Source organism: Mesorhizobium sp. 43Arga, assembly GCF_053714255.1.
The window spans coordinates 14991-38182 of sequence record NZ_JBSKBO010000008.1; the positions used below are offsets into that span (position 1 = coordinate 14991).

Below are 23192 nucleotides of genomic sequence, written 5' to 3' on the forward strand. Positions count from 1 at the left end.
GAACGCCCTATTTGACCGACATGCTCGGCCCACCCTCCACGGCCAGCACGAGCCTGCGGTTGGTGATCCGCGCCAGCTGCGCCAGCCGGCCGGCCGGCCGCTCGCCATAGAGATCGGAGAGCGACGCCGGCAACACCAGCGCCAGCACGCCGTTGGCGTGCTGCTCCCATTTCAGCCGGGGCATGATGCCGGGCATCGAGGCCGTCAGCAGATAGACGACGCGCATCATCGCCGCAAGCACGCGAGCCCGCTCGAGATAGCGCGGCGTTGCCAGCGCCTTGATCTCAGGTGCGATGGATTCGTTGAAGATGCCGTCGTGACGATAGGCGTTGGCCAAAGCCAGGAAGGCACGGCCGGGATGGTCGACGCCGAAGAAAGAGGCGTGCGCGATGATGTTGAGCGATTGCTTGCCGCGATATTCCGGGTGCGCGCGCCAGCCGATGTCGGCCAGCAATGCTGCGGCGTGGCGGTAGCGCGCCTCGTCCTCGGTCTCGTCGATGCCGAAGGCGGCGAAGGATTTGGCCGTCCAGTCGACCAATTCATGCGCATGGGTGACCGAGCGCGAGCGCAAACGGGCGAGTTCCTCCGACGCCGAAATCAGCGGATCGGCCTTCTGCTCGGCCTCGTCGAGCAGCGAATAGAGAAAACCTTCGCGCACGCCGAGCGCCGAGACGATGATCTTCGACGGCTGCATCGCCGCCATGATCTCCTGCAGCACGATGGCGCCGTAGGGCAGCAGCGAGCGGCGGTTCTTCGAGACGCCCTCGATCCCCTTGACCTTCTCGATCTCGGCTTTGGCCACCTGCTTGAGAAAGTTCGTCGCACTGTCGGCCGACATCTCGTAGTGGTGCATGACGCCGAGAGGGTAGTTGTTGATCTCCATGTGCAGCCGGGCGAGGTTTCGCCAGGTGCCGCCGACGGCGTAGAAGGGCCGGCCCTGCCCGCCTTTCAGCAGCTTGGCGCGCGCCAGCTCGTCGCGCGCGATCTTCTGCGCCTGGGTGAGCGAGCTCTTCGCCATGTCCTGCAGGCGCAGACCGCCGAGCGGCAGCGTTATGCCGTCGCCGATCGCCTCGCCATTGACGTCGACCAGTTCGAGGCTGCCGCCGCCCAGATCGCCGGCGATGCCATTGGCCGGATGGAAGCCGGAAATGACGCCGAGCGCCGAATAATAGGCTTCCTGGCGCCCGCTGATCACGCGGATCTCGGTCTTGAGGACCTCTTCGGCGCGATGGATGAAATCGGGACCGTTGATCGCCTCGCGCGCGGCGGCGGTGGCCAGGACATACATTTGCTCGGCGCCGGCCTGATCGGACAGCGCGCGAAAGCGGCGGAACTCTTCCATCGAGCGGGTCACCGCCTCTGGGTCGAGTTTTCCGGTCGAAACGATGCCGCGGCCAAGACCGGCGAGCATCTTTTCGTTGAACAGCATGGTCGGCGAGCGCGCCAGCCCTTCATAGACAACGAGGCGGATCGAATTCGACCCGATGTCGATGATGGACAGCGGTCGGCGGTCCTGCAGCCGGCCCTGGGAATCAGACAGCATCAGGTGGACGCTGCAGCGTTCTTCTTGCGGCGCTTGAACTGCGCAATGCGCTTGGGCGCATGCGACTTCAGCGCGTCACCCCGTCCCGACAGGCTCGGATTGGTCATGAAATATTCCTGCGCGTTGAACGGTTCCTCGCCCTCTTCCAGCACCACGCGCCGGGAGGTTCCATCAGCCAATACGTCGAAACTTTGCTGATTGTCCATGATGTTGCCCAGCATGATCTGGCCCAAAACCTGTTCATGCACAGTTGGATTGGTGATCGGCACCATGGTCTCGACGCGACGGTCGAGATTGCGCGGCATCAGGTCGGCGGAGGAGATGTAGACGATCGCCTCGTCCGAGGGCAGGCCATAGCCATTGCCGAAGCAATAGATGCGGCTGTGTTCGAGGAAGCGGCCGACGATCGACTTGACCCTGATATTTTCCGACAGGCCCGGCACCTGCGGCCGCAGGCAGCATATGCCGCGCACGACGAGGTCGATCTCGACACCGGCGCGGCTGGCATCATAGAGCGCGTCGATGATGATCGGGTCGACAAGCGCGTTCATCTTCATCCAGATGCGCGAAGGCCTGCCTTCCAGGGCATGGGCGATTTCGCCTGATATGTGCTGCAGGATGCGGTTGCGCAGTGTGAATGGCGAGATTGCCAGCCGCATTTCGGCGGTCGGCTCGGCATAGCCGGTGATGAAATTGAACAGCTGGGCGACGTCGCGGGCGATCGTCGGATCGGTGGTGAAGAAGGACAGGTCGGTGTAAATGCGCGCGGTGACCGGATGATAGTTGCCGGTGCCAAGATGCACGTAGTTGCGCAGCTTGCCATCCTCGCGCCGCACCACCAGCGACATTTTCGCGTGGGTCTTCAATTCGAGGAAACCGAACACGACCTGTACGCCGGCGCGCTCGAGGTCGCGCGCCCAGCGAATGTTGGCTTCCTCGTCGAAGCGCGCCTTGAGCTCGACAAGCGCGGTCACCGACTTGCCGGCCTCGGCCGCGTCGACCAGCGCGCGCACGATCGGGCTGTCGTTCGAGGTGCGGTAGAGCGTCTGCTTGATCGCCACCACCTCGGGATCGGCCATGGCCTGACGCAGGAACTGCACGACGACGTCGAAGGATTCGTAGGGGTGGTGAACGATGATGTCCTTCTCGCGGATGGCGGCAAAGCAGTCGCCGCCATGTTCGCGGATCCGCTCGGGAAAGCGCGGATTGTAGGGCGTGAACTTCAGGTCGTCGCGAGGGACGGAGACGATCTCGGAGATCTGGCTGAGCGCCAGCGGACCGGTCAAGACGCTGATACGGCTCGAAGACACACCAAGCTCGCCGGCGACGAAATCGCGCAATTCGCCAGGCATCAGCCTGTCGAACTCGATGCGAATCACCGAGCCGCGGCGGCGCCGCTTCAGCGCCGTCTCGAACAGGCGCACGAGATCTTCCGACTCTTCCTCGACCTCGATATCGCTGTCACGGATGATGCGGAATGTACCGGAACCCTTGACCTCATAGCCCGGAAACAGCTTGCCGATATAGAGGCCGACCGCCTCTTCCAGCGGGATGAAGCGGACATGGTTCTTGCGATCCGGAAGCCGGATGAAGCGCTTCAGCGCCACCGGCAGGCGCAGGAGCGCGCTCATCTCCTCGCCATTCTTGCGGTGGCGCAGCTGCAGCGCCATCGAGAAGCCGAGATTGGGGATGAACGGGAACGGATGCGCCGGGTCGATCGACAGCGGCGTGAGCACTGGAAACACCTGGTCCTGGAAATGCTCTTCCAGCCAGACCTTCTCGTCCTTGGTCAGCGCATCGCGCGTAATGCTCTCAATGCCTTCCTTGTTGAGCAGCACGGTAAGCGCCGAAAGGCTCTTCTGCTGGTCTTCCTGCAGCCGCTCAACCTCGCGCAGCAGCTGCTCGAGCTGCTGTTCGGGGGTGCGGCCGTCTGGGCTTTTCAACGTGATGCCTTCGCGCACCTGACCAGCGAGGCCGGCGACGCGCACCATGAAGAACTCGTCGAGATTGGCGGCCGAGATCGAAAGGAAGCGGACACGCTCCAGCAGCGGATGATGGGTGTTCAGCGATTCCTCGAGCACGCGGCGATTGAACTGCAGCCAGGAAAACTCGCGGTTGACGAAGCGATCCGGGTTGCCGCCCTCTGAACTGGCCACCTCGATATTGACGAATTCGCTCTGCACCGGCTTCAGTTCATTCATTGTCCCTGCCCACAACCGTTCCCTTGGAGCGCCGCCAGATGGCGATGAACGCTCTAACATGCCTTTGTGAAGCCTGATCGGTCGCGGAATCGCTTGGCATCCGCGGTCACACGCTTAACCGGCTCAACTTATCCTCTGACAGGCTTTTGCGACAGTTTCATTTCATCGATCTTGCAAAGAGACCTGTTATGATCCAGATGCATGCGAGACTGCGTTAAGGAGACGACGATGGCAGGCGGTTCCATTCCCCATTTCCAGAACGACGCCGGCCATCCGGCGATCGACATCGGGGTCAAGGAGTTCATGTGCACGGGCGCCAATCCGCCTTTCGACCACCCGCATGTGTTCCTCGACATGGGCGACGACAATGAGAAAGTCTGCCCCTATTGCTCGACGCTCTACCGCTATTCGCCAAAGCTGAAGGCGACGGAAACGCTGCCGGCCGGTTGCCTCTACATCGACCAGGCCGCCTGACTCTTTCCCGACAGAGCTGATGGACGACCAGCGCTCCCGGCAAATCGTCATCGCCGGAGCAGGCGTCGCCGGACTGACGGCGGCCATTGCCTTCGCCGAACACGGCTACCCTGTGCAGTTGTTCGAACAGGCACAGCGCCTTGAGGCGGTGGGCGCCGGCATCCAGCTTTCCCCCAATGCGACACGCATACTTCGCCAACTCGGCGTGCTCGACCGGCTGCTGCCGGCGGCGGTGCTGCCAGAGGCCGTGGTGCTGAAGGACGCAAGAACGCTGCGCCAATTGGCGCGGGTGCCACTCGGGCAGTCGGGTGAACGCCGCTGGGGCGCACCCTATCTCGTCGCGCACCGGGCCGATGTGCAGAGCGCCTTGATGGCGCGCGTCGCCGAGATGCCTGATGTCCATCTCACCCTCGGGGCGCGCGTCGACAAAATTGCGACTGGCAGCCATGGTGTCACGGCGACCGTCGAGATCGGCGGCAAGACGGCGGAGGAACAAGGCTGCTTGCTGGTCGGCGCCGATGGCGTCTGGTCATCGGTGCGGAGGCTTGTCGATGCAAAAAGGATGGCATCACCAAGAGGCCGTTTTTCGGGAGAGTTGGCCTGGCGCACCATCGTCGCGGCCGGCAGCAGCGCCGGGCAAGCCTTTGCCGCGATCGGCGCCGCCGATTGCGTCACGACTTTCCTGCATCCGGGTTTCCACATGGTCGCCTATCCCGTCAGCAAGGGCGACGCCTTCAATCTCGTCGCCTTCACCAAAGGCGAGCGCATCGCCGAGGGCTGGTCCGGTCGTGCCGATCCCGACATCCTCGCCGACGCCATACGCGGCACCGCGCCGGGACTCGTGAAGCTGGTGGAAATGGCCGGCCCGTGGCTGACCTGGCCGCTGCATACCGTCGAACAGAAACAGCCTTGGACAACGCCAGCCGGCATCGCGCTGATCGGCGACGCCGCGCATGCGATGACGCCGTTCGCGGCACAGGGCGCGGCGATGGCGATCGAGGATGCGGCGACGCTTGCCACTCTGGTTGCCGACTTTCCCGCCGATCCGCGGCAAAGCCTCACCATCTGGGAGAATCTCAGGCAGCCGCGCGTGGAGAAGGTGCTTAGGCGCGGTGCGTTCAACCGGCTTGCCTGGCACGCCCGAGGCCCGGTGGCACTGGCCCGCAATCTGGTGCTGGCGGCACGGCCGGCGGAGAAGCTCGCGGCCGATCTCGACTGGCTTTATGGCTGGGAGGAACCGAAGGTCGTCAGGCGGTAGGGCGTCGAGACAATAAGGCGCGACCCGACAGCGATATCGATACCAGCGACATTCCTGAATTGACTGAGGAATTCTGGCTGAAAGCGGCTAAGCGCAAAACAGACTGAACGGTATGGCAAGTCTCAATTATACAGCCGCATCGACCACCCCAGCGACACCGGCAGCGGGTTCCACCAGCCGGTGCGCAGGCCAGCGGTACGGAGCGCAGCGGCGGTCCAGGTGTTGCAGCCGACCAGTGCGTTGAAATGGCCGTTCGCCTCATAGAAGCGGTCGAAGCTGGAGTAGACCGCATTCTCGATGACGATCGGCCCGCCGGATCCCTGCTGGAAGCTGGCTGCGATGAAATCAAGTAGGGCCGCGAACTGGTTATCCCCAATGTCGAAGCCGGCGACATCGGGATGCGGTTCGACGATGGCGCCGGCGACGTCGACATGCATGACCGAGGCGTCGAGGGTCAGCGCCTTCATCAGCGGAACGGCCTTGAGATCAGACCACGTCGGTGTTTCCAGATAGAAGGCGCGGCCGCCCCAACCGAAGACGATGTAGCGCACTTCGGGGGCATCGGAAGGCAGTCCGGCGTCTGCCAGGAAGTGGAAGCGCTTGCGCACGGCATCGTCCACCGGAATGGCGATATCGGTATGGATCGGGTTCTTCAGCACTAATATGTGCCGCGTGCCCTCGCCCGCCGACGCCGCCGGCCAGAGCGGGCGCGGCACCAGCGTGCCGAGGGTCGCCGCAAGCACGATCGTGGCCAGCACCATGGAGAGGAAACGCAGGACTTTTCTCATAGATGACGCCCCCGCCGCCAATCGCATCGGCCGATCCATAAGCAAAGAGCCCGGCCGCATTGCGGCCGGGCTCTTGCGCTCGGTGCGGAACCGCTCAGTGCAGGATCTGGCTGAGGAACAGCTTCGTGCGCTCGTGGCGCGGGTGGTCGAAGAACTCGGCCGGTGTGTTCTGCTCGACGATCTGGCCCTGATCCATGAAGATCACCCGGTTGGCGACCTTGCGGGCAAAGCCCATTTCGTGCGTCACGCACAGCATGGTCATGCCTTCTTCGGCCAGGCCAACCATGGTCTCCAGCACTTCCTTGATCATTTCGGGATCGAGCGCCGAGGTCGGCTCATCGAACAGCATGATGCGCGGGTTCATGCACAGCGAGCGGGCGATCGCCACGCGCTGCTGCTGGCCGCCGGAGAGTTGGCCCGGATATTTGTTGGCCTGCTCCGGGATTTTCACGCGCTTGAGGAAATGCATGGCGATTTCCTCGGCCTGCTTCTTCGGCGTCTTGCGTACCCAGATCGGTGCCAGCGTGCAGTTCTCCAGGATGGTCAGATGCGGGAACAGGTTGAAGTGCTGGAAGACCATGCCGACCTCGCGGCGCACCTCGTCGATCTTCTTCAGATCGTTGGTCAGCTCCTTGCCGTCGACGATAATCTTGCCCTTCTGGTGCTCTTCCAGCCGGTTGATGCAGCGGATCATCGTCGACTTGCCGGAGCCGGACGGGCCGCAGATGACGATGCGCTCGCCGCGCATGACTTTCAGATTGATGTCCTTCAGCACATGGAACTCGCCATACCATTTGTGCATGGCGACGATGTCGATGGCGACATCGGTGGTCGAGATGTGCATCTTGGCGGCGTTGACCTTGATCTCTTCGGCGCTGACGGCGTTTTCGGTGGCCATGACAGGGTCCCCTTATTTCTTTTATCTTTGGTTATGATGCATGTCGTTATCCCAAAACCGCAAGACACTTTTGGGCGACATGCATCTATCTTTGGTTATGATGCATGGCGTTATCCTAAAACCGCAAGACACTTTTCGGCGACATGCATCAGCGTTTGTGGCCGGTGTCGAGCCGGCGTTCGGTGTACATTGAATAGCGCGACATGCCGAAGCAGAACAGCCAGAAGATGAAGGCGGCGAACACCAGGCCGGACCTGGCCGTCTGCGGCGTCGCCCAGTTGGCGTCCGAGAAGTTCTGCTTGACGACGCCGAGCAGGTCGAACATGGAGATGATGAGGACCAGGCTGGTGTCCTTGAACATGCCGATGAAGGTGTTGACGATGCCGGGAATGACCAGCTTCAGCGCCTGCGGCAGCACGATCAGCCCCATCTTCTGCCAATAGCCGAGGCCGAGCGAATCGGCGCCTTCATATTGGCCCTTGGGGATTGCCTGCAGGCCGCCACGCACGACTTCAGCCATATAGGCGGCGGCAAACAGCGACACGCCGATCAGCGCCCGCAGGAACTTGTCGAAGGTGACGCCCGCCGGCAGGAACAGCGGCAGCATGACGCTGACGAAGAACAGGACGGTGATCAGCGGGATGCCGCGCACCGTTTCGATGAAGACCACGCACAGCGTCTTGACGATCGGCATTTTCGAACGCCGGCCGAGCGCCAGTACGGTGCCCAGAGGCAACGATACGGCAATGCCGACGAAGGACAGGCTGAGCGTCACCAGCAGGCCGCCCCAGCGCGAGGTCTCGACATGCGGCAGGCCGAACACGCCGCCGATCAGCAGGAAGAACGAGACGATCGGCAGCACCAGGAAGAGCAGGATGGCGTTCAGGCCCTTGCGCGGCACGCGCGGGATCAGCATCGGCACCAGCAGCGCCACGAACAGGATGGCAACCAGGATCGGCCGCCAACGCTCCTCGATCGGATAGGTGCCGAACATGAACTGGCCGAACTTGGCATTGACGAAGGCCCAGCAGGCGCCCGTCCAGCCATCCGGCTGAATGCCGCCTTGCGCGACGGTCGCGCAGACCGTGCGGTCCGGCCCCGTCCACACGGCATTGAGGAACGCCCAGCCGATGACCTGCGGCAGGATCCAGGCAACGATGACGATGCCGAGGATCGTCAAGATGGTGTCGCCGACCGTGCCGACCAGGTTCTTGCGCGCCCAGGCCATCGGGCCGCGCACGCTTGTCGGCGCAGGCTGCGCCAGGGCCATTTCGGTGCGCACCCAGGACGTATCGTGTTCCTGCATGGCTCTACCTTTCCACCAGCGCCATTCTGGCGTTGACCACGTTCATGACGGCCGAGGTCACCAGGCTGAGTATGAGATAGGCGATCATCATGATCAGCACGCCTTCGACCGCCTGTCCCGTCTGGTTCAGCACCGTGCCGGCGGTCGCGGTCAGGTCCGGATAGCCGATGGCGATCGCCAGCGAGGAGTTCTTGGTCAGGTTGAGATACTGGCTGGTCAGCGGCGGGATGACGATGCGCATGGCCTGCGGCACGACGACCAGCCGCAAGATCGACCCGGACCGCAGCCCAAGTGCCGCCGCCGCCTCGGTCTGGCCCTTGCTGACACCCCTGATGCCGGCGCGCACGATTTCGGCGATGAAGGCCGCCGTGTAGCAGGACAGCGCCAGATAGAGCGACAGGAACTCCGGCTTGACCTGAAAGCCGCCAGTCAGGTTGAAGGTAGACTGTTTCGGCAGATCAAAGCTCAGCGGAAAGCCGCTCAGCACGTAAGCGAGCAATGGCAGGCCGACGATCAGCGCCACCGAGGTCCAGAGCACCGGAAATTGCTGGCCTGTCGCCATCTGCCGCTGACGCGCCGTGCGGGCGACGAACCACGCCATGGCAATCCCGACAAGCAGGGCGACGACGATAAGCCAGGAACCCTCGCCCCAGACGGGGCGGGGAAAGTAGAAGCCGCGCTGGTTGAGGAAGGAGCCGAACGGCAGATGATAGCTGTCACGCGGCGCCGGCAGCACGGCGAGCACACCGGAATACCAGAAGAAGATGACCAGCAACGGCGGGATGTTGCGGAAGACCTCGACATAGACCGTGCAGATCTTCTGGATCAGCCAGTTCTGCGACAGGCGGCCGATGCCGATGACGAAGCCGATGATTGTGGCGGTGATGATGCCGGCCACGGCGACGATCACAGTATTGATCAGGCCGACGAGGATGGCACGGCCATAGGTCGAGTCCGACGTATAGGCGATCGGCGTATCCGAAATATCGAACCCGGCTCTGCCCCTCAGGAAGCCGAAGCCGGAAGCGATGTGCAGCCGCTGCAGATTGTCGATGACGTTCTGCACGATCCAGTAGACGGAGCCGAACAGCACGATGACGACCAGCGTCTGGAAGAAGAGACTGCGGACTTTCGGATCATTGATGAAGGAAGCCCTACTGGACTCCTCGCGAAGAACTTCCTGCGATGCCATGTGCCCGTCCCCTGAAAAGAGAAACCGGAAGGCAGATATCTGCCTTCCGGATCACATTTCGGTCAGCGGATCGGCGGAGCGTATTGCAGGCCGCCCTTGGTCCACAGCGCATTGATGCCGCGCGCGATCTTGAGCGGGCTGCCCGAGCCGACATTGCGATCGAACATTTCACCGTAATTGCCGACGGCCTTGACGATATTGACGACCCAGTCATTGGAGACGCCGAGATCGGTACCGATCTTGGTGTCGGCTTCCTGGCCGAGCACGCGCTTGATCTCCGGGCTGGCCGAGTTCTTCATCTCATCGACATTGGCCTTGGTGATGCCGAGTTCCTCGGCGTCAAGCAGCGCGAAATAGGTCCACTTGACGATGTGGTACCACTGGTCGTCGCCCTGGCGCACCGCCGGTCCGAGCGGCTCCTTGGAGATGATCTCGGGCAGCACGACGTGATCGGCCGGAGCGCCCAGCGTCAGGCGAATACCATAAAGACCCGACTGATCGGTGGTGTAGACGTCGCAACGGCCGGCATCATAGGCGGCGTTGACCTCTTCGAGCTTCTCGAAGACGACCGGGTTGTACTCCATCTTGTTCGCCTTGAAATAGTCGGCGAGGTTGAGCTCGGTGGTGGTGCCGCTCTGCACGCAGACGGCCGCGCCCGAGAGCTGGAGCGCCGAATTAACGCCCGGCAGCTTCTTGGCGTTGATCATGAAGCCCTGGCCGTCATAGTAGGTGGTGCCGACGAAGTTCAGACCAAGTGCCGTGTCGCGGTTGATGGTCCAGGTGGTGTTGCGCGACAGGATGTCGACCTCGCCGGACTGCAGCGCGGTGAAGCGCTCCTTGGCGCTGAGCGGCGTGAACTTGACCTTGGTGCCGTCACCGAAGACTGCGGCCGCGACAGCGCGGCAGAAATCCGCGTCGATGCCTTGCCAGTCACCCTTGTCGTCCGGCGCCGAGAAGCCGGCCAGACCCGTCGAGACACCGCACTGGATGAAGCCCTTCGCCTTGACCGTGTCGAGCGTCGTCGCCGACGCGGCCGACGCCATAAGCCCGAGCGTAGCGGCGCCAAGGATGCCGATAGCAATATGTTTCATGACCCACAGACCCTTTTCTGTTTTCAGGCAAAACCTGATCTTTTTTCCCGTGTGAACGCAGCTCCCATTCCGGCCCATTCCCGGAATCCCGCATCGTAAGCGACGCGCCGCCTCCCATTCACGAACAGCATCGAAGGCGATAATTCCCGTGAGGTCAAGGGAAATGACCGAATCCGAACGTCTTTGAAAATCGATTGCCTGAAATGCCCGAATTGCAGACAAACGCGCCCGCAATTTAGTCACGGCGCGAATAAAGTCGGCAAAGCGCATTCAACGCAAATGCGGGCCGGCGGCGAAGTCCATAACTGGCACGAGCTTGGCGCCCCTGATCTGGATACCGGATGAATTGGCACGTCCGAAGACTGTCATCGGACCTGCACCGTCAAAGCGCACGCGACAGCAACCACACGCCGGCCGCCACCATCAGCGCGCCGGAAAGGCGCGATATCAACGGCCCGCTGGCGGCCGTCTTTTCCAGGAGGACGAGGATGGCGATACCCGCGATCCACAGGATATTCATGACGCCGCCGACGAACAGCAGAGCCATCAGCGCCCAGCAGCAGCCCAGACAATAGAGGCCGTGATCGATGCCTAGCCGAATCGCGCCGAGCGGCGCGGAACGGAATCCGCCATGGCTCAACAGGAACGAGATCGGCCCCTGACATTGGCGCAAGCAGGCGCCCTTGATCGGCGTCCATTGATAGAGGCCGGCAGCGATCAGGACGAGGCCGCCGAGGATCGTGCTGTCGGTTGCCATCGAGCGGTCGAGCAGGGCCAGGCGGCCGAGCAGCCATTGCGCGCCGGTCGCGGCGATGCTGAAGACGATCCAGACGGTGAGATAGCCGGTAAAAAACCATCCGGTCGAAGCGATGGGGCGGCCATCCGCCTGCGCCCTGCGGCCGATGCCGGCATAGAGCAACAGCAGCGGCGCGACCGAAGGCGTCATCATGCCGACCATCATCACCGCCCACATGGTGAAGATGAAGGCGAAATCGGCGGGTGTCCAGGCCCGGAAACCGGGCGCCACGGCGGCGCCCATATCCATGCCAGCCATATCCATGCCACCCATGTCCATATTCGACATGTCCATTGCGGCCATATCGCCGCTCGCTCCAGTCGGCATCAGGGATGCGGGCATCGCCATGTCGATGGCAAGCCACAGCACATAGGCCCAGGCGAGCGCCGCAATCACGACGAGCGCCGCCATCACGACCGCGCGGTCGCGCCGCAGCACCGCCTCTAGCGCCGTGTCGCCCATCAGATCAGCTCAATGGACGACGCCGCTCTGCGTGAGATGCAGATTGGCAAAATGACTGTGTGTATCGGCCACCTCGAACGTGATCGGGCCTATCGCCTTGGTCCAGCCACGCCCGACTTCGGCCATTGCGTATTCGAAGCCGTGCGGCAGGTCGATGCGTGCCCGATGCTCCGCGCCGGTGACCGGATTCTTGATCGGCTCGCCATGACCGTCGGCTACGCCATCGACATGCAGCCGTCCGGTTCGCGCGTCGACGTCGACCTCGAATTCGATCGGGGCAAAGATTGGGTCATGGAACTTCTCCAGCGTGGTCGAGAAGACCTCGAATATTGTCGCGCCTGGTTCGGTGTCCTGTCCGCCCAGTATGCGAAGCAGCGCTTCACGCTGGGCCTCGCTCGCCCTTTCGTCGACAACCACCGCTGCTTCGCCCCCGCCCTGATGGATGGCGCCGGGCCAGCGGAAAATCCCGACGAGCCGCAATCCATCGAGTTTGGTGGCGCCGTGATGGCCGCTCTCGATTTCGATGCCGGTAACGGCCTGACAGAAGCCGTGTGTGGGCATGGCGTTGAACTGGCATGGGCAGCCATAGGCGCAATTGCAGTTGACGAATTCGCGCGCCTTCATTGTCCATTTGACGTTGGCCATGGCATTCCTCCCCTTGCCGCGCTCTGTGAGCGCGATACCCGGACCGGGGGATCAGGAGGTAACCGGCCAAAAACCGTCCGGCAGCATCTGATCGAGGCAATCCGGCGATTAATATTAGAAATTTATTATATAGTTTTCATAGCCGCCTACAATAGGTTGACCGGGGCAGGATCGGCTCCGCCGACAATCACCGCCGCCCCTTGGCCGGCCCGTTTTAGGACCTCGCCGCAATGCCATTCAGCCGGAGAATTGGCATATTCGAAGTCTATCCCTGGCGGATGGTGGGCTGTTGCGCGGTCCATGACGCCGCACTATGGCTAGCGCCTGTCAAACAAGGCGAAGACGAAGCATGGCTAAGGACGGCAACGAGCAGGGTTCCGACAAAATGGGCATCAACACGCGGTTGGCCCATTCGGGCAACAACCCGCACGACTATTTCGGCTTCGTCAATCCACCTGTCGTGCACGCCTCGACCGTGCTGTACCGCAATGCCGCCGCAATGGCTGGCCGCAGCCAGAAATACACCTACGGCACGCGCGGCACGCCGACAACGGACGCGCTTGCCCAGGCCGTCGACGCGCTGGAGGGATCCGCCGGCACGATCGTGGTGCCGTCGGGTCTTGCGGCGGTGACCATTCCACTGCTCGCCTTCGTCTCGGCCGGCGATCACCTGCTGATCGTCGACAGCGTCTACCATCCGACCCGTAATTTCGCTGACACGATGCTGAAGCGGCTCGGCGTCGAGGTTGAGTATTATGATCCGCATATCGGCGCGGGCATCGCCGCCTTGATCAAGGCGAACACCAAAGTGGTGTTCACGGAATCGCCGGCCTCCAACACGTTCGAGGTGCAGGACATCCCGGCGATCGCCAAGGCGGCGCATGCGGCCGGCGCCATCGTGATGATGGACAACACCTGGGCGACGCCGCTCTATTTCCGGCCGCTCGACCACGGCGTCGACATCTCCATCCACGCGGCGACGAAATACCCGGCAGGCCATTCCGACGTGCTGCTTGGCACGGTCTCGGCCAATGAGAGCCACTGGGAGCAGCTCTATGAGAGCTTCTGCACGCTCGGCTGCTGCGCGGGCCCCGACGATGTCTACCAGGTGCTGCGCGGCCTGCGCACCATGGGCGTGCGCCTGGAGCATCACCAGCGCAGCGCGCTTGCCATCGCGTCGTGGCTCGAAGGCCAGAAGGGTGTGGCGCGCGTGCTCCACCCTGCCCTTCCGAGCCACCCTGATCACGATCTGTGGAAGCGCGACTTTTGCGGTTCGAGCGGCATCTTTTCCATCGTGCTCGATGGCGGCGGCCAGAAGGAGCAGCACGCTTTCCTCGACGCGCTCAGGATATTCGGCCTCGGCTATTCCTGGGGCGGCTATGAGAGCCTTGCGGTGCCGGTCTGGCTTGGCGACCGCGTCGTTGCAAAAGGCCCCTATGAAGGCCCGTTGATCCGCCTGCAGATCGGCCTCGAAGATGTCGACGACCTGAAAGCCGACATTTTGCGCGGGCTGGCCGCAGCGACGGCCTAACCGGCGCGCACGAGCTAACTGCCGGACAGAATCAGCAAACGGCCGCAAGGCCTTGGCGCTGATGACAAAGCGCGAGCCGCACGCGGCATCCCATTGCTGCGCGTCGCGCAATATTATTCTGCCGGGCCGCGACGTTGCGGATTTGTTTGACTTTCAAATCCGCGGGTTCGGCTGCATTGCCTGCTGCACGGGATCCCAACCAATCCATTTGTCACAAAGCTTGCCATGGCCTTTCGTCTTTTTGTCCCCATCCTTGCCGGAGCGACGCTGCGAGAGCGGCTGCTGGCCTGTATCGGCGCCACGATCGGCATCGCGCTGACCGGCGTGATCAGCGGGCTGGCGATGGGCGGCGGCCCGCATGCGGCCCTGCTGGTGGCGCCGATGGGCGCCTCCGCCGTGCTTCTCTTCGCTGTGCCCGCGAGCCCGTTGGCGCAGCCCTGGTCGATCATCGGCGGCAACTCCATATCGGCACTGGTGGGTGTGACGGTGGCGCATTTCATCCATGATCCGGTCATGGCCTCGGGCCTCGCCGTGGCGCTCGCCATCGCGGCCATGTCATTCGCTCGCTGCCTGCATCCCCCCGGCGGCGCGGCGGCGCTGACGGCGGTGCTCGGCGGGCCGGCCGTAGTCAGCGCCGGCTTCCTGTTTCCGTTCGTGCCGGTGGCTCTGAATTCGATCATCCTGGTCACGCTCGGCTTCCTCTTCCACAGGCTGGCGCGGCGCAACTATCCGCATGTCGCCGCACCCCCAGCCAACAGCCATGGGACGGCCGATCCGCCGGCGCAGCAGCGCGTCGGCTTCCGGCCCGAGGATATCGACGCGGCGCTGACCACGCTCGACGAAACCTTCGACATCGACCGCAACGACCTCGAACGGCTGCTGAGACAGGTCGAGCTGCAGGCCATGGTGCGCTCGCATCGGACGCTGCTTTGCCAGGACATCATGTCCCGCGACGTGGTTTCGGTGCCCGAGCAGGCCACCGCCGACGAGGCGCGCCAGCAACTGCTCGATCACAACATCCGCACCTTGCCGGTGGTCGACGCCGAAGCAAGGCTGGTCGGCGCCGTCGGCCTGCGCGAGCTGACGAAGGCGACCGAGACGGTGAAGGGCGTGATGTCGAAGGCCGGCACTGCTTCGCCCGAGACCCCGGCGATGAGCCTGCTTCCCGTACTGACCGACGGCCGCAGCCATGCGGTGGTCATCGTCGATGGCGAACGGCGCATTCTCGGCCTGATCACCCAGACCGACCTGCTGGCGGCAGCCTCGCGCGTTCAGGCCGCAGACAAGGGATTGGCTGCGGCTTAGAGCGTCTCGCCGTTTCATGGAAACGGCGAGACGCTCTAACTCTTTGTTTTGACGCGATTCCAGCCGGAAAACCGCTCACACTTTTCCTGGAATTGCTCCAGAATAGCGGAGGCACGCTGCGGAAATCCGGGAACCTTTGTGCAGCCGGCGCCATCAATGGCGGCCTGAAGCGCAAGGCTATAAAGCGAAAACTCCGATCCGGCGTCGATCGACGGGCCCTTCATGCCGACGCTTTCAAACCAAAGGCTCCAATCGCCGGTCCATGTGGTGTCCGAAAGCAGAAGCTGCGCGGTGACATCCGCGGGCGTCTTTAGCTGTCGGCCAATGCAGGGGTACAGACCGGGAAATATGACATCATGGCAGAGCTTGAACGAACGGCTGGCCGGGGTGCTGGGGCAGTTGGGGTTCATCGTCAGGGCGAAGGGACGGCCGTCAGGCAGTGACGCTAGGCCCCGACATTGCCTCGTCCGGCCTTGTGACGTGCGTCCAGGAGCCGTCATAGCCGGGCCTGCGCCGCTCGACCCAGGCGGCAAGGCCTTCCCTGAGATCGGCGGTCGGGGCCATGCGGGCGAATTGCTCGGCCTCGACCAACAGCCCTTCGGCGATGCCGAGGTTGATGCCGCGCGCCACTGCGGTGAGGATGCTTGCCAGCGCTGCCGGCGAATGCGTGACGATGCGGCGGGCAAGATCATGCGCTGCGGGCATCAGCTCGGCATGCGGCACGATCTTGTTGACGAGGCCGAGTTCGGCCGCTCGTTCAGCCGAAAAGGTTGCGCCCGTCAAAAGCAGTTCCAGAGCGCGCTTACGCCCGGCAAGCCGCGGCAGGCGCTGCGTGCCGCCGAAGGTCGGCGGCATTGCGAGGTTGATCTCCGGCTTGGCGAACAGGGCGCGGTCGCTGGCGATGGCCAGCGGCACGGCCTCGGTGATCTCGCAGCCGCCGCCGAAGGCGATCCCGTTGACGGCCGCAATGATGGGCTTGCGGAAGGCTTCGAGCCTTGCCGTCAGCCGTTGGCCGCGCATGACGAAGTCGCGCAACGCCACATCCGTGCCTGCGGCGACACTCGATGAGAATTCGTTGATATCGCCGCCGGCGGAGAAGGCGCGTTCCCCCGCCCCGGTCAGGATGACGGCGCGGACCGCCTTGTCGGTCTCTATCGTGTCGAGGATCGCGAGCAGGCGATCGATCAGGGCGTAGTTCAGCGCGTTCAGCTTTTCCGGGCGGTTGAGGGTGACGACGCTCACACCGTCGCGGGTCTCATTCAGGACAAGATCGGCCATTGTTCTTCCTTTCCAGATACGACGGAAACGGATCACGCTTTCGATTGCGTGTATATTCACTAGTCGGTATACACGCTTCATGCCTGAAGCTGCCAGCCCGACCCGCAAACGCATCGTCGATGCCGCCACGAAACTGTTCTATGCCGAGGGAATCGGTCGCGTCAGCGTCGACGCCGTCGCCGAAAAGGCAGGCCTTACCAAGCGGACGCTCTACTACCACTTCAAGAGCAAGGACGACCTGATCGCCGCCTATCTCGACGGGCGCGACCAGCCCAATCTGCGGCAGATGGCCGCCTGGTTCGACGCCGCGGAAGGCGGCGCGGACCGCAAGGTCGAGGCGATCTTCAGCAATCTGGCGCGGGTTGCGCTCCATCCGAAGTGGAAGGGATGCGGCTTCCTGCGCACGGCCGCGGAACTTGCCTCCATGCCCGGCCATCCGGCGGTGAAGGTCGGATCGCGCCACAAGTCGAATTTCGAGGCATGGCTTGCGGGGGCGTTGTCCGACCACGGCGTCGAGGAAGCGCAGGCGGTGGCGCGCGAGATCGTGCTTTTGATCGATGGCTCTTTTTCGATCATGCTGGTCCACCGCAATCCCGATTACATCGAGGCGGCAGGACGAGCCGCGGCGACGCTTGTCCGGGCGAGATCGCAGAACAAGGACTGACCAACCGCGGCTTGGAACGCGGCCGGCAGGCATGGTATCGCAATGCCAGGAGGCGGTGATGCGTATCATCTTTCGATGTGATCCAATGTTGATTGAGCATTTGCCGCGCCCGATCCCGGCGCGCGGCGCTCTGCCGGAATGGTTGCGCGCCATGCCCGCCACCGCCTATTCGGCGATCCACGGCCGCGACATTCGCACGCTCAAGCAATGCCCACCCGTCGTCGATGCGATGACCTATGGCTTCATGGTCCTGCTGCCCTGCGACGTCATCGTCGACAAGGGCAGCTTTTCATGGGACTGGCAAATTCCAGAACCGGTCACACAGAACCACCCCAGAGCGCCATTGAGCTTCCACACGCCGGGGCAGCTCGCCGGCAGCCCGTTTGCGACGCCCGGCCAAGCCGCCCTCAAATTCAACAGCTTCTGGACCATCGAGGTCGAGGACGGCTGGTCGCTGTTCGCGACGCATCCTGTCAATCGCGAGGATCTTCCTTTCAGGCTGGTGACCGGCCTGGTGGATTCCGACCGGTTCAGCGATGGCGGCATCAATTTCCCGGCGGTCTGGACGGAACCTGGGTTCTCCGGCGTGCTCGCGAAAGGAACCCCGGTCGCACAGTGCTTTGCGGTTCCGCGGGCAGCGCCGCAGCTGGAATACGAGGTGTTCGACGAAGGACGGCAGGCGTCTTATGCGCGCACTGTCGCCGATGTCCTGTCAAGGCCCGGTGTCTACCGCAAGCGGTTTCGCGCCCGGCGGGGGCGCCCCACTGGCGAGTGAGCGACGCAGTGCTTCCTCATCAAGCCACAGCCGACCACTCGGTGCCGATGTCAGCGCCATGGCGATGACGCCGAACGTGGACGGGCGCAGACGATAGGCCGTTGAATAGGCCAGCATCGCCCCATCGAGATCACCAGTTTCCTGCAAGACGACGCCCAGATTGACGGCAGCCTCCGGGGCATCCGGGCTCATCTCCAGCACGCGTCGATAGGCCTGGGCGGCGGCGTCGAACTTGCGCATGTCCTGACGCACCAAGCCGAGATCAAACCAGGCTGCCGGATGCCCGCCGCCGGCGACGGCGCGTTCGAGGAAGCCTTCTGCCTCAACAGACTCGCCGCGTTGCCAGGCAAGTCGTCCGAGGCGCGCCGCGGCCTCCTCGGATTTCGGATCCCGTTGCAAGACAAGTGCCCACCATTCGCGAGCGGCCAAAGCATTGCCTGCCTGATCAAAGGTACGTGCCCGCTCGATCAGTATTTCCGTCTGTGATGACAGTTTTGCCGCGCGATCCAGCTGTTGCAACGCCGCTTCGAACCGGCCATCGGCCCGGGCAATCCTGCATGCGAGAATCAAGGCGGGCACATTATCCGCACGAGCGGCCAGACTCGTCTCGATGCGCGCGCGAGCCCCCGGCAAATCCGCCCTGGCGAACAGGACCGCCGCCAGAAGATGGCAAAGCGCCGGATCGCCCGGGTGTTGCTTCAGGCCTAACTCGCAAAGCTGCATTGCCTGGCCGTGATTGCCGGAATTGAAAGCGGCCACCGCACGGCGGATCAGATCGCCGCCATCGCCTTCATTCGTATTCGTCACCGCTTTGCCACTCCCGCTAGAACCCGAAGGCCAGCCATGCCGTGCCGGCGACGAGCGTGATCAACGTCAGCGGCAGGCCGACCTTGAAGAAGGCACCGAAGGACAAGGGTGTGCCGGCGGCCTTGGACTGCTCGGCGACGATCAGGTTGGCGACCGAGCCTAGCAGCGTGAAATTGCCGGCAAGCGTGGAACTCATCGCCACCACCAGCCAGGCGCGTTCGGGGTTTTCCAGCCCAGGTATGAACGGTCGCAGCGCCAGCACAGCCGGCACATTGCTCATGATGTTGGAGAGCACCGCGGTGAAGCCGGACAGGCGCCAGACATCGTCCAGGCCGAGATTCTTGGCGGAGGCAATGATATCTGGGGTCAGCAGCGTCCTTTCGGCGCCGGCGACCACCACGAACAGACCGGCGAACATGAACAGCAGCGGGCCATCGACCTCACGGTAGATGCGGTCCGGCTTGATGGCGCGGGTGAGCAGGAGAATGGCGCCGCCGATCAACGCGGCCTTGGCAACGGGGACGCCGGCGAAGAAGGCGATGGCCAGGCCGATGCAGACGATCACGGCCTTCAGCACCTGCCCGCGATGCATGCGCCCACGCGAGACATGCGGCGTCAATTCAGCGGTGCGGGTGAATTCGGCGCTATAGACGATACGCACGATGACGATGACCGCGACGAGGCCGAACAGGGCGACCGGCGCGAGTGCCGCCGAAAAGGCGGGATAGGAAATGCCCGACAGCGCGCCGATGACCATGTTCTGCGGATTGCCGGTGATGGTGGCGACGCTGCCGCAGTTCGATGCGGTGGCGGTGGCGATCAGATAGGGGATCGGGTTGCGGTTGATGACGCGGGTGACGTGGACGACGATCGGCGCCATGACCAGGCAGATGGCATCGTTGACCAGGAAGGCCGAAAGCACGCCGGTCAGCAGCGTCACCATCACCAGGAGCATGAAGGGCGCGTGCGCGTGTTCGATGGCGATGGCGCCCAGGCCACGAAAGGCGCCGGAGACCTTCAGATGCGCCACCACGATCATCATGCCGAGGAGAAGCGTGATCGTGTCGAAATTGATGGCGCGGTAAGCGTCCTCCATGCTGATCGCTCCAATGGCGATCATCGCGGCGCCGCCAAGCAGCGCGATGCCCGCCCGGTCGAGACGCAAGCCAGGGATGCGGCCGACGGCAACGCCGGCATAGGTCAGGACCAGGATCAGCAGTGCCGCCGCGGCCATCAATGTCATTGGTAAGAAGCCCCGCTCGATCGGGTGGCGCCGATGCGGTCCGCCCGGTGGTTCTTTTGCATGTCAACTTTGGCGATGTCGAGATTGATGACAAACGGAGTGGACAAGCTATCCTGCGGGCGATGTTGCTAACGCCGATAGAAATCCAGCCGCTGTTGCAATGCCTGCAGCGAAAACAGTCGCTCGACCGTCTGCCGCGCCTTATGGCCCACGCTCGCCCGCAGCGCCGGATCGGCCTTGAGCTCGGCCAGGATTTGCACCGCCTGCTGCGTCGTCTCGAAGAGAAATCCGTTTTCGCCATGGCTGATATGGTCGGCATAACCGCCATGCGAATGGCAGACCACGGGCAAACCGCAGGCCATCGCCTCGAACACCACGCGGCCGAATGTCTCCACATGTGAGCCGGTGCGGTAGTAGAACACGTCGAGCGTCGGCAGAAACTGTTCGGCGGCAAACTGGCCCTGCGGCAGGAGTTCGAGTTGCGGATGCGGCGCGAGCCTGTCGTTGAGCGACATGCCGCCCTGGATCCGCACCGCAACGCCATCGGCCAGCAATGTCTGGTAGAGCGCCACATCGTCGGCATGATGCTTGTCGGCCGTGTCGCGGCTGAGCCGCCCCACCGTGAACGGACCATCCGGCCTTGCCGGTCGTGGTGAGAAACGCCCGATGTCGATCGGCGACGGATGCACGACGCCTTCCACATGCAGCAGGCGCTTCTGGAATTCTGAGATCAGCACCAGCTCGGCGCCGGGCCAGCCCAGCAGGCGTGGCATGCCGGACGTCAGCGCTATGATCTTCGGGTGGAAGGTGTTGAAGACATAGATCAGCCGGCGTGGCCGCCGGATCAGGTAAGGCCAGATCTTGTTGCGCCAATGCGCGCCGAGGAAGACATAGGTGCCGCCGTCCGGCATCTCGCGCTTTGCCGGCGAGACGCGGCGAATCGGAAATTGCCGCATCAGTTCGTCGGACGCGCGCGAAGAGGTTGCCCAAAGGCGCACCTGCTGGTCGGCGCCCAGCAGCCGGTATAGGTCCAGGGTTTCGCGCTCGCTGCCGCCAAACGGGTTCTGAAAGCCGTTGAACAAATGGATCATGATCGCCGCGCTTGCCTGGCCCGGGCCGTCCCGCCACTCGTTCGCCGGCACCGAAACAGGTCGTAGTTACACCTGCGGCCCGGGCGCTCAGGAGATCAGGAATGCTTCTAGCGATGCGCCATACATCACCTCGGCCGGAGGAAGCACGCCGGCGAGAAGGCGTCAAGGAGGTGGCCGCCTTCACGCGCATGCAAGGCTGAGGTCAATGTAGCGTGCCTGCACTGGGCTGAGACACCAGGGCGGCTTCCGCCGGATCGAAACTGACCTGATCGCGACCGTTCGACTTGGCGGCATAGAGCCGTCTGTCGGCGGCGGAGAATATCGCCTCGTAAGTCGTCGGCCCGCTGAAGCTGGTGCCGCCGATACTTACGGAAAGCGGACAGGCGCGACCACCCGGCGAAAAGTCCATTTCGCGAATCCGTCGGCGGATGCCTTCGGCAACCAGCCAGGATTGCGAGGGGTCGACACCGGGGAGAAACACGCCAAACTCCTCGCCGCCAATGCGACCGACGATGTCGCTGCCACGCAGCTGCCCCTTGATCGCCTGGGCGATCAGCTTGAGCGCCTGGTCGCCGCAGTCATGACCGAGACGGTCGTTGATCGACTTGAAGTGGTCGGCGTCGATGATCAGCAGCGCGCCGGAACGGGTCTGTTCCTGCTTGTGGGTCTGCTCGAGATAGGCCTCGACCAGCATCGAGAAGGCGCCGCGGTTCAGCACCGCCGTCAGGCTGTCGGTCGCGGCAATGACGCTGAGGTCGCGTTGGGCTATCGCCAGCTGGCGGATCTTCCACATGAGAAAAAACAGAAACGACCCGCCCAGCACCACGGGCAGCAGCAGGTCCGTCATCTGCGCGCGCCACACGGCCTCGGGCGAGAGATAGGGGAAATTGAAGGAATCGACGAAAAACGCCACGGCAATGAAGAATGCCGTGCCGGCGGCGGTGACAGCGATCACCCTGCCCCAGCTGGTCGGCGACAGGTCAAGCTTCATCCATTCCACTCCGTTAGCCGCCCCTACTATGACGCGCCAACGCAAACAAAATGATAAGACTTTTCCTTCAATTCGAGATCAGGGAGCCGGAGCATGCCCGCCCAATGGGCAGCCGTGCTCCGGCGATGAAGGCAAGCTCGCTGACTTAATTTCGCGCGATGCGGGGAATTCTGACGTCAACGGTTGGGTGCCGGTCCACTCGCTTCGACAACGAAGGATGCCGCGATCAGGTCGTCGGCATCCAGTCGCAGCGACCCGTCGCCCGCCCCCATGATGGCGGCGACCTTGTGGAAGGTCTTCAGCTCATGATCGGAAATTTCGGCATCGTGCATTCTGGCCCTGAGTTCAGCGATACGCCGCCCCAAGGCAGGGGACGTTCCAATTTCACGTTTCGACATGGCCTCGTTTTCTCCTCCCCAACCCGTGCTCGTTTGGCCCCGCCCATTCACTGGCCGCACATTGCCTTTCATGAGGCTCCGCGAATACAAGGCCCCGAACGCCTGATGTGGGCTATGGTTCCAAACTCGGCGGATCACGAAATAATTCCGGGTCGCCCCGCGCAGCCTTCGTTATTGCCCGGCCATCAGCACCAGTGTCGTGACAATATTCCGCGCCTCAACCCGCTCCGGACACCGATCCGGAATCTTCGGCCATGTCGCGGCGGCGCATTGCTTGTCGGTGACGGCAACGGGTTTGCTGGGCTGCACGTCGGCGGCTTGAGTCGCCGTGGATGCAAAAAGAACCGTCTGCGTTATCAGAGCCGAGAAAACGGCAACCTGGAACAACACGGCGGCGAAGGCGATCTTCTTGAGCATGCGATGCAACGCGCCGGCAGGTGTCAGGTTCCCGCTGG

General features: G+C 63.2%; 23 protein-coding genes. 6 read left to right on the forward strand and 17 right to left on the reverse strand.

Annotation, left to right across the window (positions count from 1 at the left end; all coding sequences use genetic code 11):
• Nucleotides 1-7: 7 nt before the first annotated feature.
• Both ppx and ACWGS8_RS24725 read right to left on the reverse strand, forming a co-directional pair.
• The gene (ppx, locus tag ACWGS8_RS24720) at nt 8-1543 is read right to left on the reverse strand and encodes an exopolyphosphatase (RefSeq protein ID WP_454583363.1); all 1536 of its coding nucleotides are present in this window, start codon (nt 1541-1543) and stop codon (nt 8-10) included.
• Complete coding sequence (locus ACWGS8_RS24725; RefSeq protein ID WP_454583364.1) at nt 1543-3744, reverse strand: RNA degradosome polyphosphate kinase; 2202 nt, start codon at nt 3742-3744, stop codon at nt 1543-1545. Before ACWGS8_RS24725 ends, ppx begins: the two co-directional genes overlap by 1 nt.
• A 228-nt stretch (nt 3745-3972) precedes the next feature.
• Here ACWGS8_RS24725 and ACWGS8_RS24730 point away from each other — a divergent pair, with 228 nt between their 5' ends.
• Entirely contained in the window at nt 3973-4218 is a 246-nt protein-coding gene (locus ACWGS8_RS24730) for a zinc-finger domain-containing protein (protein WP_015318409.1), read from the forward strand.
• A gap of 19 nt (nt 4219-4237) precedes the next feature.
• Nucleotides 4238-5476 (forward strand): FAD-dependent monooxygenase, encoded by a 1239-nt coding sequence (locus ACWGS8_RS24735; RefSeq protein ID WP_454583365.1) that lies wholly within the window; start codon nt 4238-4240, stop codon nt 5474-5476.
• A 122-nt stretch (nt 5477-5598) separates the two neighbouring features.
• Here ACWGS8_RS24735 and ACWGS8_RS24740 read toward each other — a convergent pair whose 3' ends face one another.
• The 7 genes from ACWGS8_RS24740 to ACWGS8_RS24770 form a co-directional block, all read right to left on the reverse strand.
• Nucleotides 5599-6264, reverse strand: coding sequence for a TIGR02117 family protein (locus tag ACWGS8_RS24740; protein WP_454583366.1), 666 nt, complete (start codon nt 6262-6264; stop codon nt 5599-5601).
• Nucleotides 6265-6358: 94 nt separating this feature from the next.
• A complete protein-coding gene (locus ACWGS8_RS24745) occupies nt 6359-7108 on the reverse strand; it encodes an amino acid ABC transporter ATP-binding protein (RefSeq protein WP_032919731.1) in 750 nt (249 codons plus the stop codon).
• 202 nt (nt 7109-7310) lie between these two features.
• A complete protein-coding gene (locus ACWGS8_RS24750) occupies nt 7311-8468 on the reverse strand; it encodes an amino acid ABC transporter permease (RefSeq protein WP_454583367.1) in 1158 nt (385 codons plus the stop codon).
• Between the two features lie 4 nt (nt 8469-8472).
• Nucleotides 8473-9660 (reverse strand): amino acid ABC transporter permease, encoded by a 1188-nt coding sequence (locus ACWGS8_RS24755; protein ID WP_454583368.1) that lies wholly within the window; start codon nt 9658-9660, stop codon nt 8473-8475.
• Between the two features lie 62 nt (nt 9661-9722).
• Entirely contained in the window at nt 9723-10751 is a 1029-nt protein-coding gene (locus ACWGS8_RS24760) for an amino acid ABC transporter substrate-binding protein (protein WP_454583369.1), read from the reverse strand.
• Nucleotides 10752-11133: 382 nt separating this feature from the next.
• On the reverse strand, nt 11134-12009 hold the full coding sequence (locus tag ACWGS8_RS24765; protein ID WP_454583370.1) for a DUF2182 domain-containing protein: 876 nt from the start codon (nt 12007-12009) through the stop codon (nt 11134-11136).
• A 9-nt stretch (nt 12010-12018) separates the two neighbouring features.
• Entirely contained in the window at nt 12019-12654 is a 636-nt protein-coding gene (locus ACWGS8_RS24770) for a DUF1326 domain-containing protein (RefSeq protein ID WP_454583371.1), read from the reverse strand.
• A gap of 349 nt (nt 12655-13003) precedes the next feature.
• Here ACWGS8_RS24770 and ACWGS8_RS24775 point away from each other — a divergent pair, with 349 nt between their 5' ends.
• Nucleotides 13004-14185, forward strand: coding sequence for a cystathionine beta-lyase (locus tag ACWGS8_RS24775; protein WP_454583372.1), 1182 nt, complete (start codon nt 13004-13006; stop codon nt 14183-14185).
• A 225-nt stretch (nt 14186-14410) separates the two neighbouring features.
• Entirely contained in the window at nt 14411-15490 is a 1080-nt protein-coding gene (locus ACWGS8_RS24780; RefSeq protein WP_454583373.1) for an HPP family protein, read from the forward strand.
• 35 nt (nt 15491-15525) lie between these two features.
• Here ACWGS8_RS24780 and ACWGS8_RS24785 read toward each other — a convergent pair whose 3' ends face one another.
• Together ACWGS8_RS24785 and ACWGS8_RS24790 are read right to left on the reverse strand one after the other, a co-directional pair.
• On the reverse strand, nt 15526-15900 hold the full coding sequence (locus tag ACWGS8_RS24785) for a hypothetical protein (protein WP_454583374.1): 375 nt from the start codon (nt 15898-15900) through the stop codon (nt 15526-15528).
• Nucleotides 15901-15922: 22 nt separating this feature from the next.
• Nucleotides 15923-16768: a crotonase/enoyl-CoA hydratase family protein gene (locus ACWGS8_RS24790; protein WP_454583375.1), complete on the reverse strand. Its 846-nt coding sequence runs from the start codon at nt 16766-16768 to the stop codon at nt 15923-15925.
• A 79-nt stretch (nt 16769-16847) separates the two neighbouring features.
• Between ACWGS8_RS24790 and ACWGS8_RS24795 the strand changes: the two genes are divergently transcribed.
• Both ACWGS8_RS24795 and ACWGS8_RS24800 read left to right on the forward strand, forming a co-directional pair.
• Nucleotides 16848-17432, forward strand: coding sequence for a TetR/AcrR family transcriptional regulator (locus ACWGS8_RS24795; RefSeq protein ID WP_454583376.1), 585 nt, complete (start codon nt 16848-16850; stop codon nt 17430-17432).
• Between the two features lie 85 nt (nt 17433-17517).
• Nucleotides 17518-18207, forward strand: coding sequence for a hypothetical protein (locus ACWGS8_RS24800; RefSeq protein ID WP_454583377.1), 690 nt, complete (start codon nt 17518-17520; stop codon nt 18205-18207).
• Here ACWGS8_RS24800 and ACWGS8_RS24805 read toward each other — a convergent pair.
• From ACWGS8_RS24805 to ACWGS8_RS24830, 6 genes are all read right to left on the reverse strand, one after another.
• Nucleotides 18145-19014, reverse strand: a complete 870-nt coding sequence (locus ACWGS8_RS24805; protein ID WP_454583378.1) for a tetratricopeptide repeat protein — start codon at nt 19012-19014, stop codon at nt 18145-18147. The genes ACWGS8_RS24800 and ACWGS8_RS24805 overlap by 63 nt on opposite strands.
• 16 nt (nt 19015-19030) lie before the next feature.
• Nucleotides 19031-20257, reverse strand: coding sequence for an anion transporter (locus ACWGS8_RS24810; RefSeq protein WP_454583379.1), 1227 nt, complete (start codon nt 20255-20257; stop codon nt 19031-19033).
• A 128-nt stretch (nt 20258-20385) separates the two neighbouring features.
• A complete protein-coding gene (locus tag ACWGS8_RS24815; protein WP_454583380.1) occupies nt 20386-21348 on the reverse strand; it encodes a glycosyltransferase family 4 protein in 963 nt (320 codons plus the stop codon).
• Nucleotides 21349-21550: 202 nt separating this feature from the next.
• The gene (locus tag ACWGS8_RS24820) at nt 21551-22339 is read right to left on the reverse strand and encodes a GGDEF domain-containing protein (protein WP_454583381.1); all 789 of its coding nucleotides are present in this window, start codon (nt 22337-22339) and stop codon (nt 21551-21553) included.
• Nucleotides 22340-22515: 176 nt separating this feature from the next.
• Nucleotides 22516-22737: a hypothetical protein gene (locus ACWGS8_RS24825; protein ID WP_454583382.1), complete on the reverse strand. Its 222-nt coding sequence runs from the start codon at nt 22735-22737 to the stop codon at nt 22516-22518.
• 171 nt (nt 22738-22908) lie between these two features.
• Entirely contained in the window at nt 22909-23154 is a 246-nt protein-coding gene (locus tag ACWGS8_RS24830) for a hypothetical protein (protein ID WP_454583383.1), read from the reverse strand.
• Between the last annotated feature and the right edge of the window lie 38 nt (nt 23155-23192).

Bases quoted from the DNA above. Each gene is read 5' to 3' on its own strand.
- ACWGS8_RS24790 (WP_454583375.1), bottom strand. From the start codon at position 16,768: ATGGCCGATCTTGTCCTGAATGAGACCCGCGACGGTGTGAGCGTCGTC.
- ACWGS8_RS24765 (WP_454583370.1), bottom strand. From the start codon at position 12,009: ATGGGCGACACGGCGCTAGAGGCGGTGCTGCGGCGCGACCGCGCGGTC.
- ACWGS8_RS24815 (WP_454583380.1), bottom strand. From the start codon at position 21,348: ATGATCCATTTGTTCAACGGCTTTCAGAACCCGTTTGGCGGCAGCGAG.
- ACWGS8_RS24785 (WP_454583374.1), bottom strand. From the start codon at position 15,900: ATGAACCCCAACTGCCCCAGCACCCCGGCCAGCCGTTCGTTCAAGCTC.
- ACWGS8_RS24800 (WP_454583377.1), top strand. From the start codon at position 17,518: ATGTTGATTGAGCATTTGCCGCGCCCGATCCCGGCGCGCGGCGCTCTG.
- ACWGS8_RS24750 (WP_454583367.1), bottom strand. From the start codon at position 8,468: ATGCAGGAACACGATACGTCCTGGGTGCGCACCGAAATGGCCCTGGCG.
- ACWGS8_RS24735 (WP_454583365.1), top strand. From the start codon at position 4,238: ATGGACGACCAGCGCTCCCGGCAAATCGTCATCGCCGGAGCAGGCGTC.
- ACWGS8_RS24775 (WP_454583372.1), top strand. From the start codon at position 13,004: ATGGCTAAGGACGGCAACGAGCAGGGTTCCGACAAAATGGGCATCAAC.
- ACWGS8_RS24760 (WP_454583369.1), bottom strand. From the start codon at position 10,751: ATGAAACATATTGCTATCGGCATCCTTGGCGCCGCTACGCTCGGGCTT.
- ACWGS8_RS24780 (WP_454583373.1), top strand. From the start codon at position 14,411: ATGGCCTTTCGTCTTTTTGTCCCCATCCTTGCCGGAGCGACGCTGCGA.
- ACWGS8_RS24810 (WP_454583379.1), bottom strand. From the start codon at position 20,257: ATGACATTGATGGCCGCGGCGGCACTGCTGATCCTGGTCCTGACCTAT.
- ACWGS8_RS24725 (WP_454583364.1), bottom strand. From the start codon at position 3,744: ATGAATGAACTGAAGCCGGTGCAGAGCGAATTCGTCAATATCGAGGTG.
- ACWGS8_RS24770 (WP_454583371.1), bottom strand. From the start codon at position 12,654: ATGGCCAACGTCAAATGGACAATGAAGGCGCGCGAATTCGTCAACTGC.
- ACWGS8_RS24740 (WP_454583366.1), bottom strand. From the start codon at position 6,264: ATGAGAAAAGTCCTGCGTTTCCTCTCCATGGTGCTGGCCACGATCGTG.
- ACWGS8_RS24820 (WP_454583381.1), bottom strand. From the start codon at position 22,339: ATGAAGCTTGACCTGTCGCCGACCAGCTGGGGCAGGGTGATCGCTGTC.
- ACWGS8_RS24745 (WP_032919731.1), bottom strand. From the start codon at position 7,108: ATGCACATCTCGACCACCGATGTCGCCATCGACATCGTCGCCATGCAC.
- ppx (WP_454583363.1), bottom strand. From the start codon at position 1,543: ATGCTGTCTGATTCCCAGGGCCGGCTGCAGGACCGCCGACCGCTGTCC.
- ACWGS8_RS24830 (WP_454583383.1), bottom strand. From the start codon at position 23,154: ATGCTCAAGAAGATCGCCTTCGCCGCCGTGTTGTTCCAGGTTGCCGTT.
- ACWGS8_RS24730 (WP_015318409.1), top strand. From the start codon at position 3,973: ATGGCAGGCGGTTCCATTCCCCATTTCCAGAACGACGCCGGCCATCCG.
- ACWGS8_RS24755 (WP_454583368.1), bottom strand. From the start codon at position 9,660: ATGGCATCGCAGGAAGTTCTTCGCGAGGAGTCCAGTAGGGCTTCCTTC.
- ACWGS8_RS24825 (WP_454583382.1), bottom strand. From the start codon at position 22,737: ATGTCGAAACGTGAAATTGGAACGTCCCCTGCCTTGGGGCGGCGTATC.
- ACWGS8_RS24795 (WP_454583376.1), top strand. From the start codon at position 16,848: ATGCCTGAAGCTGCCAGCCCGACCCGCAAACGCATCGTCGATGCCGCC.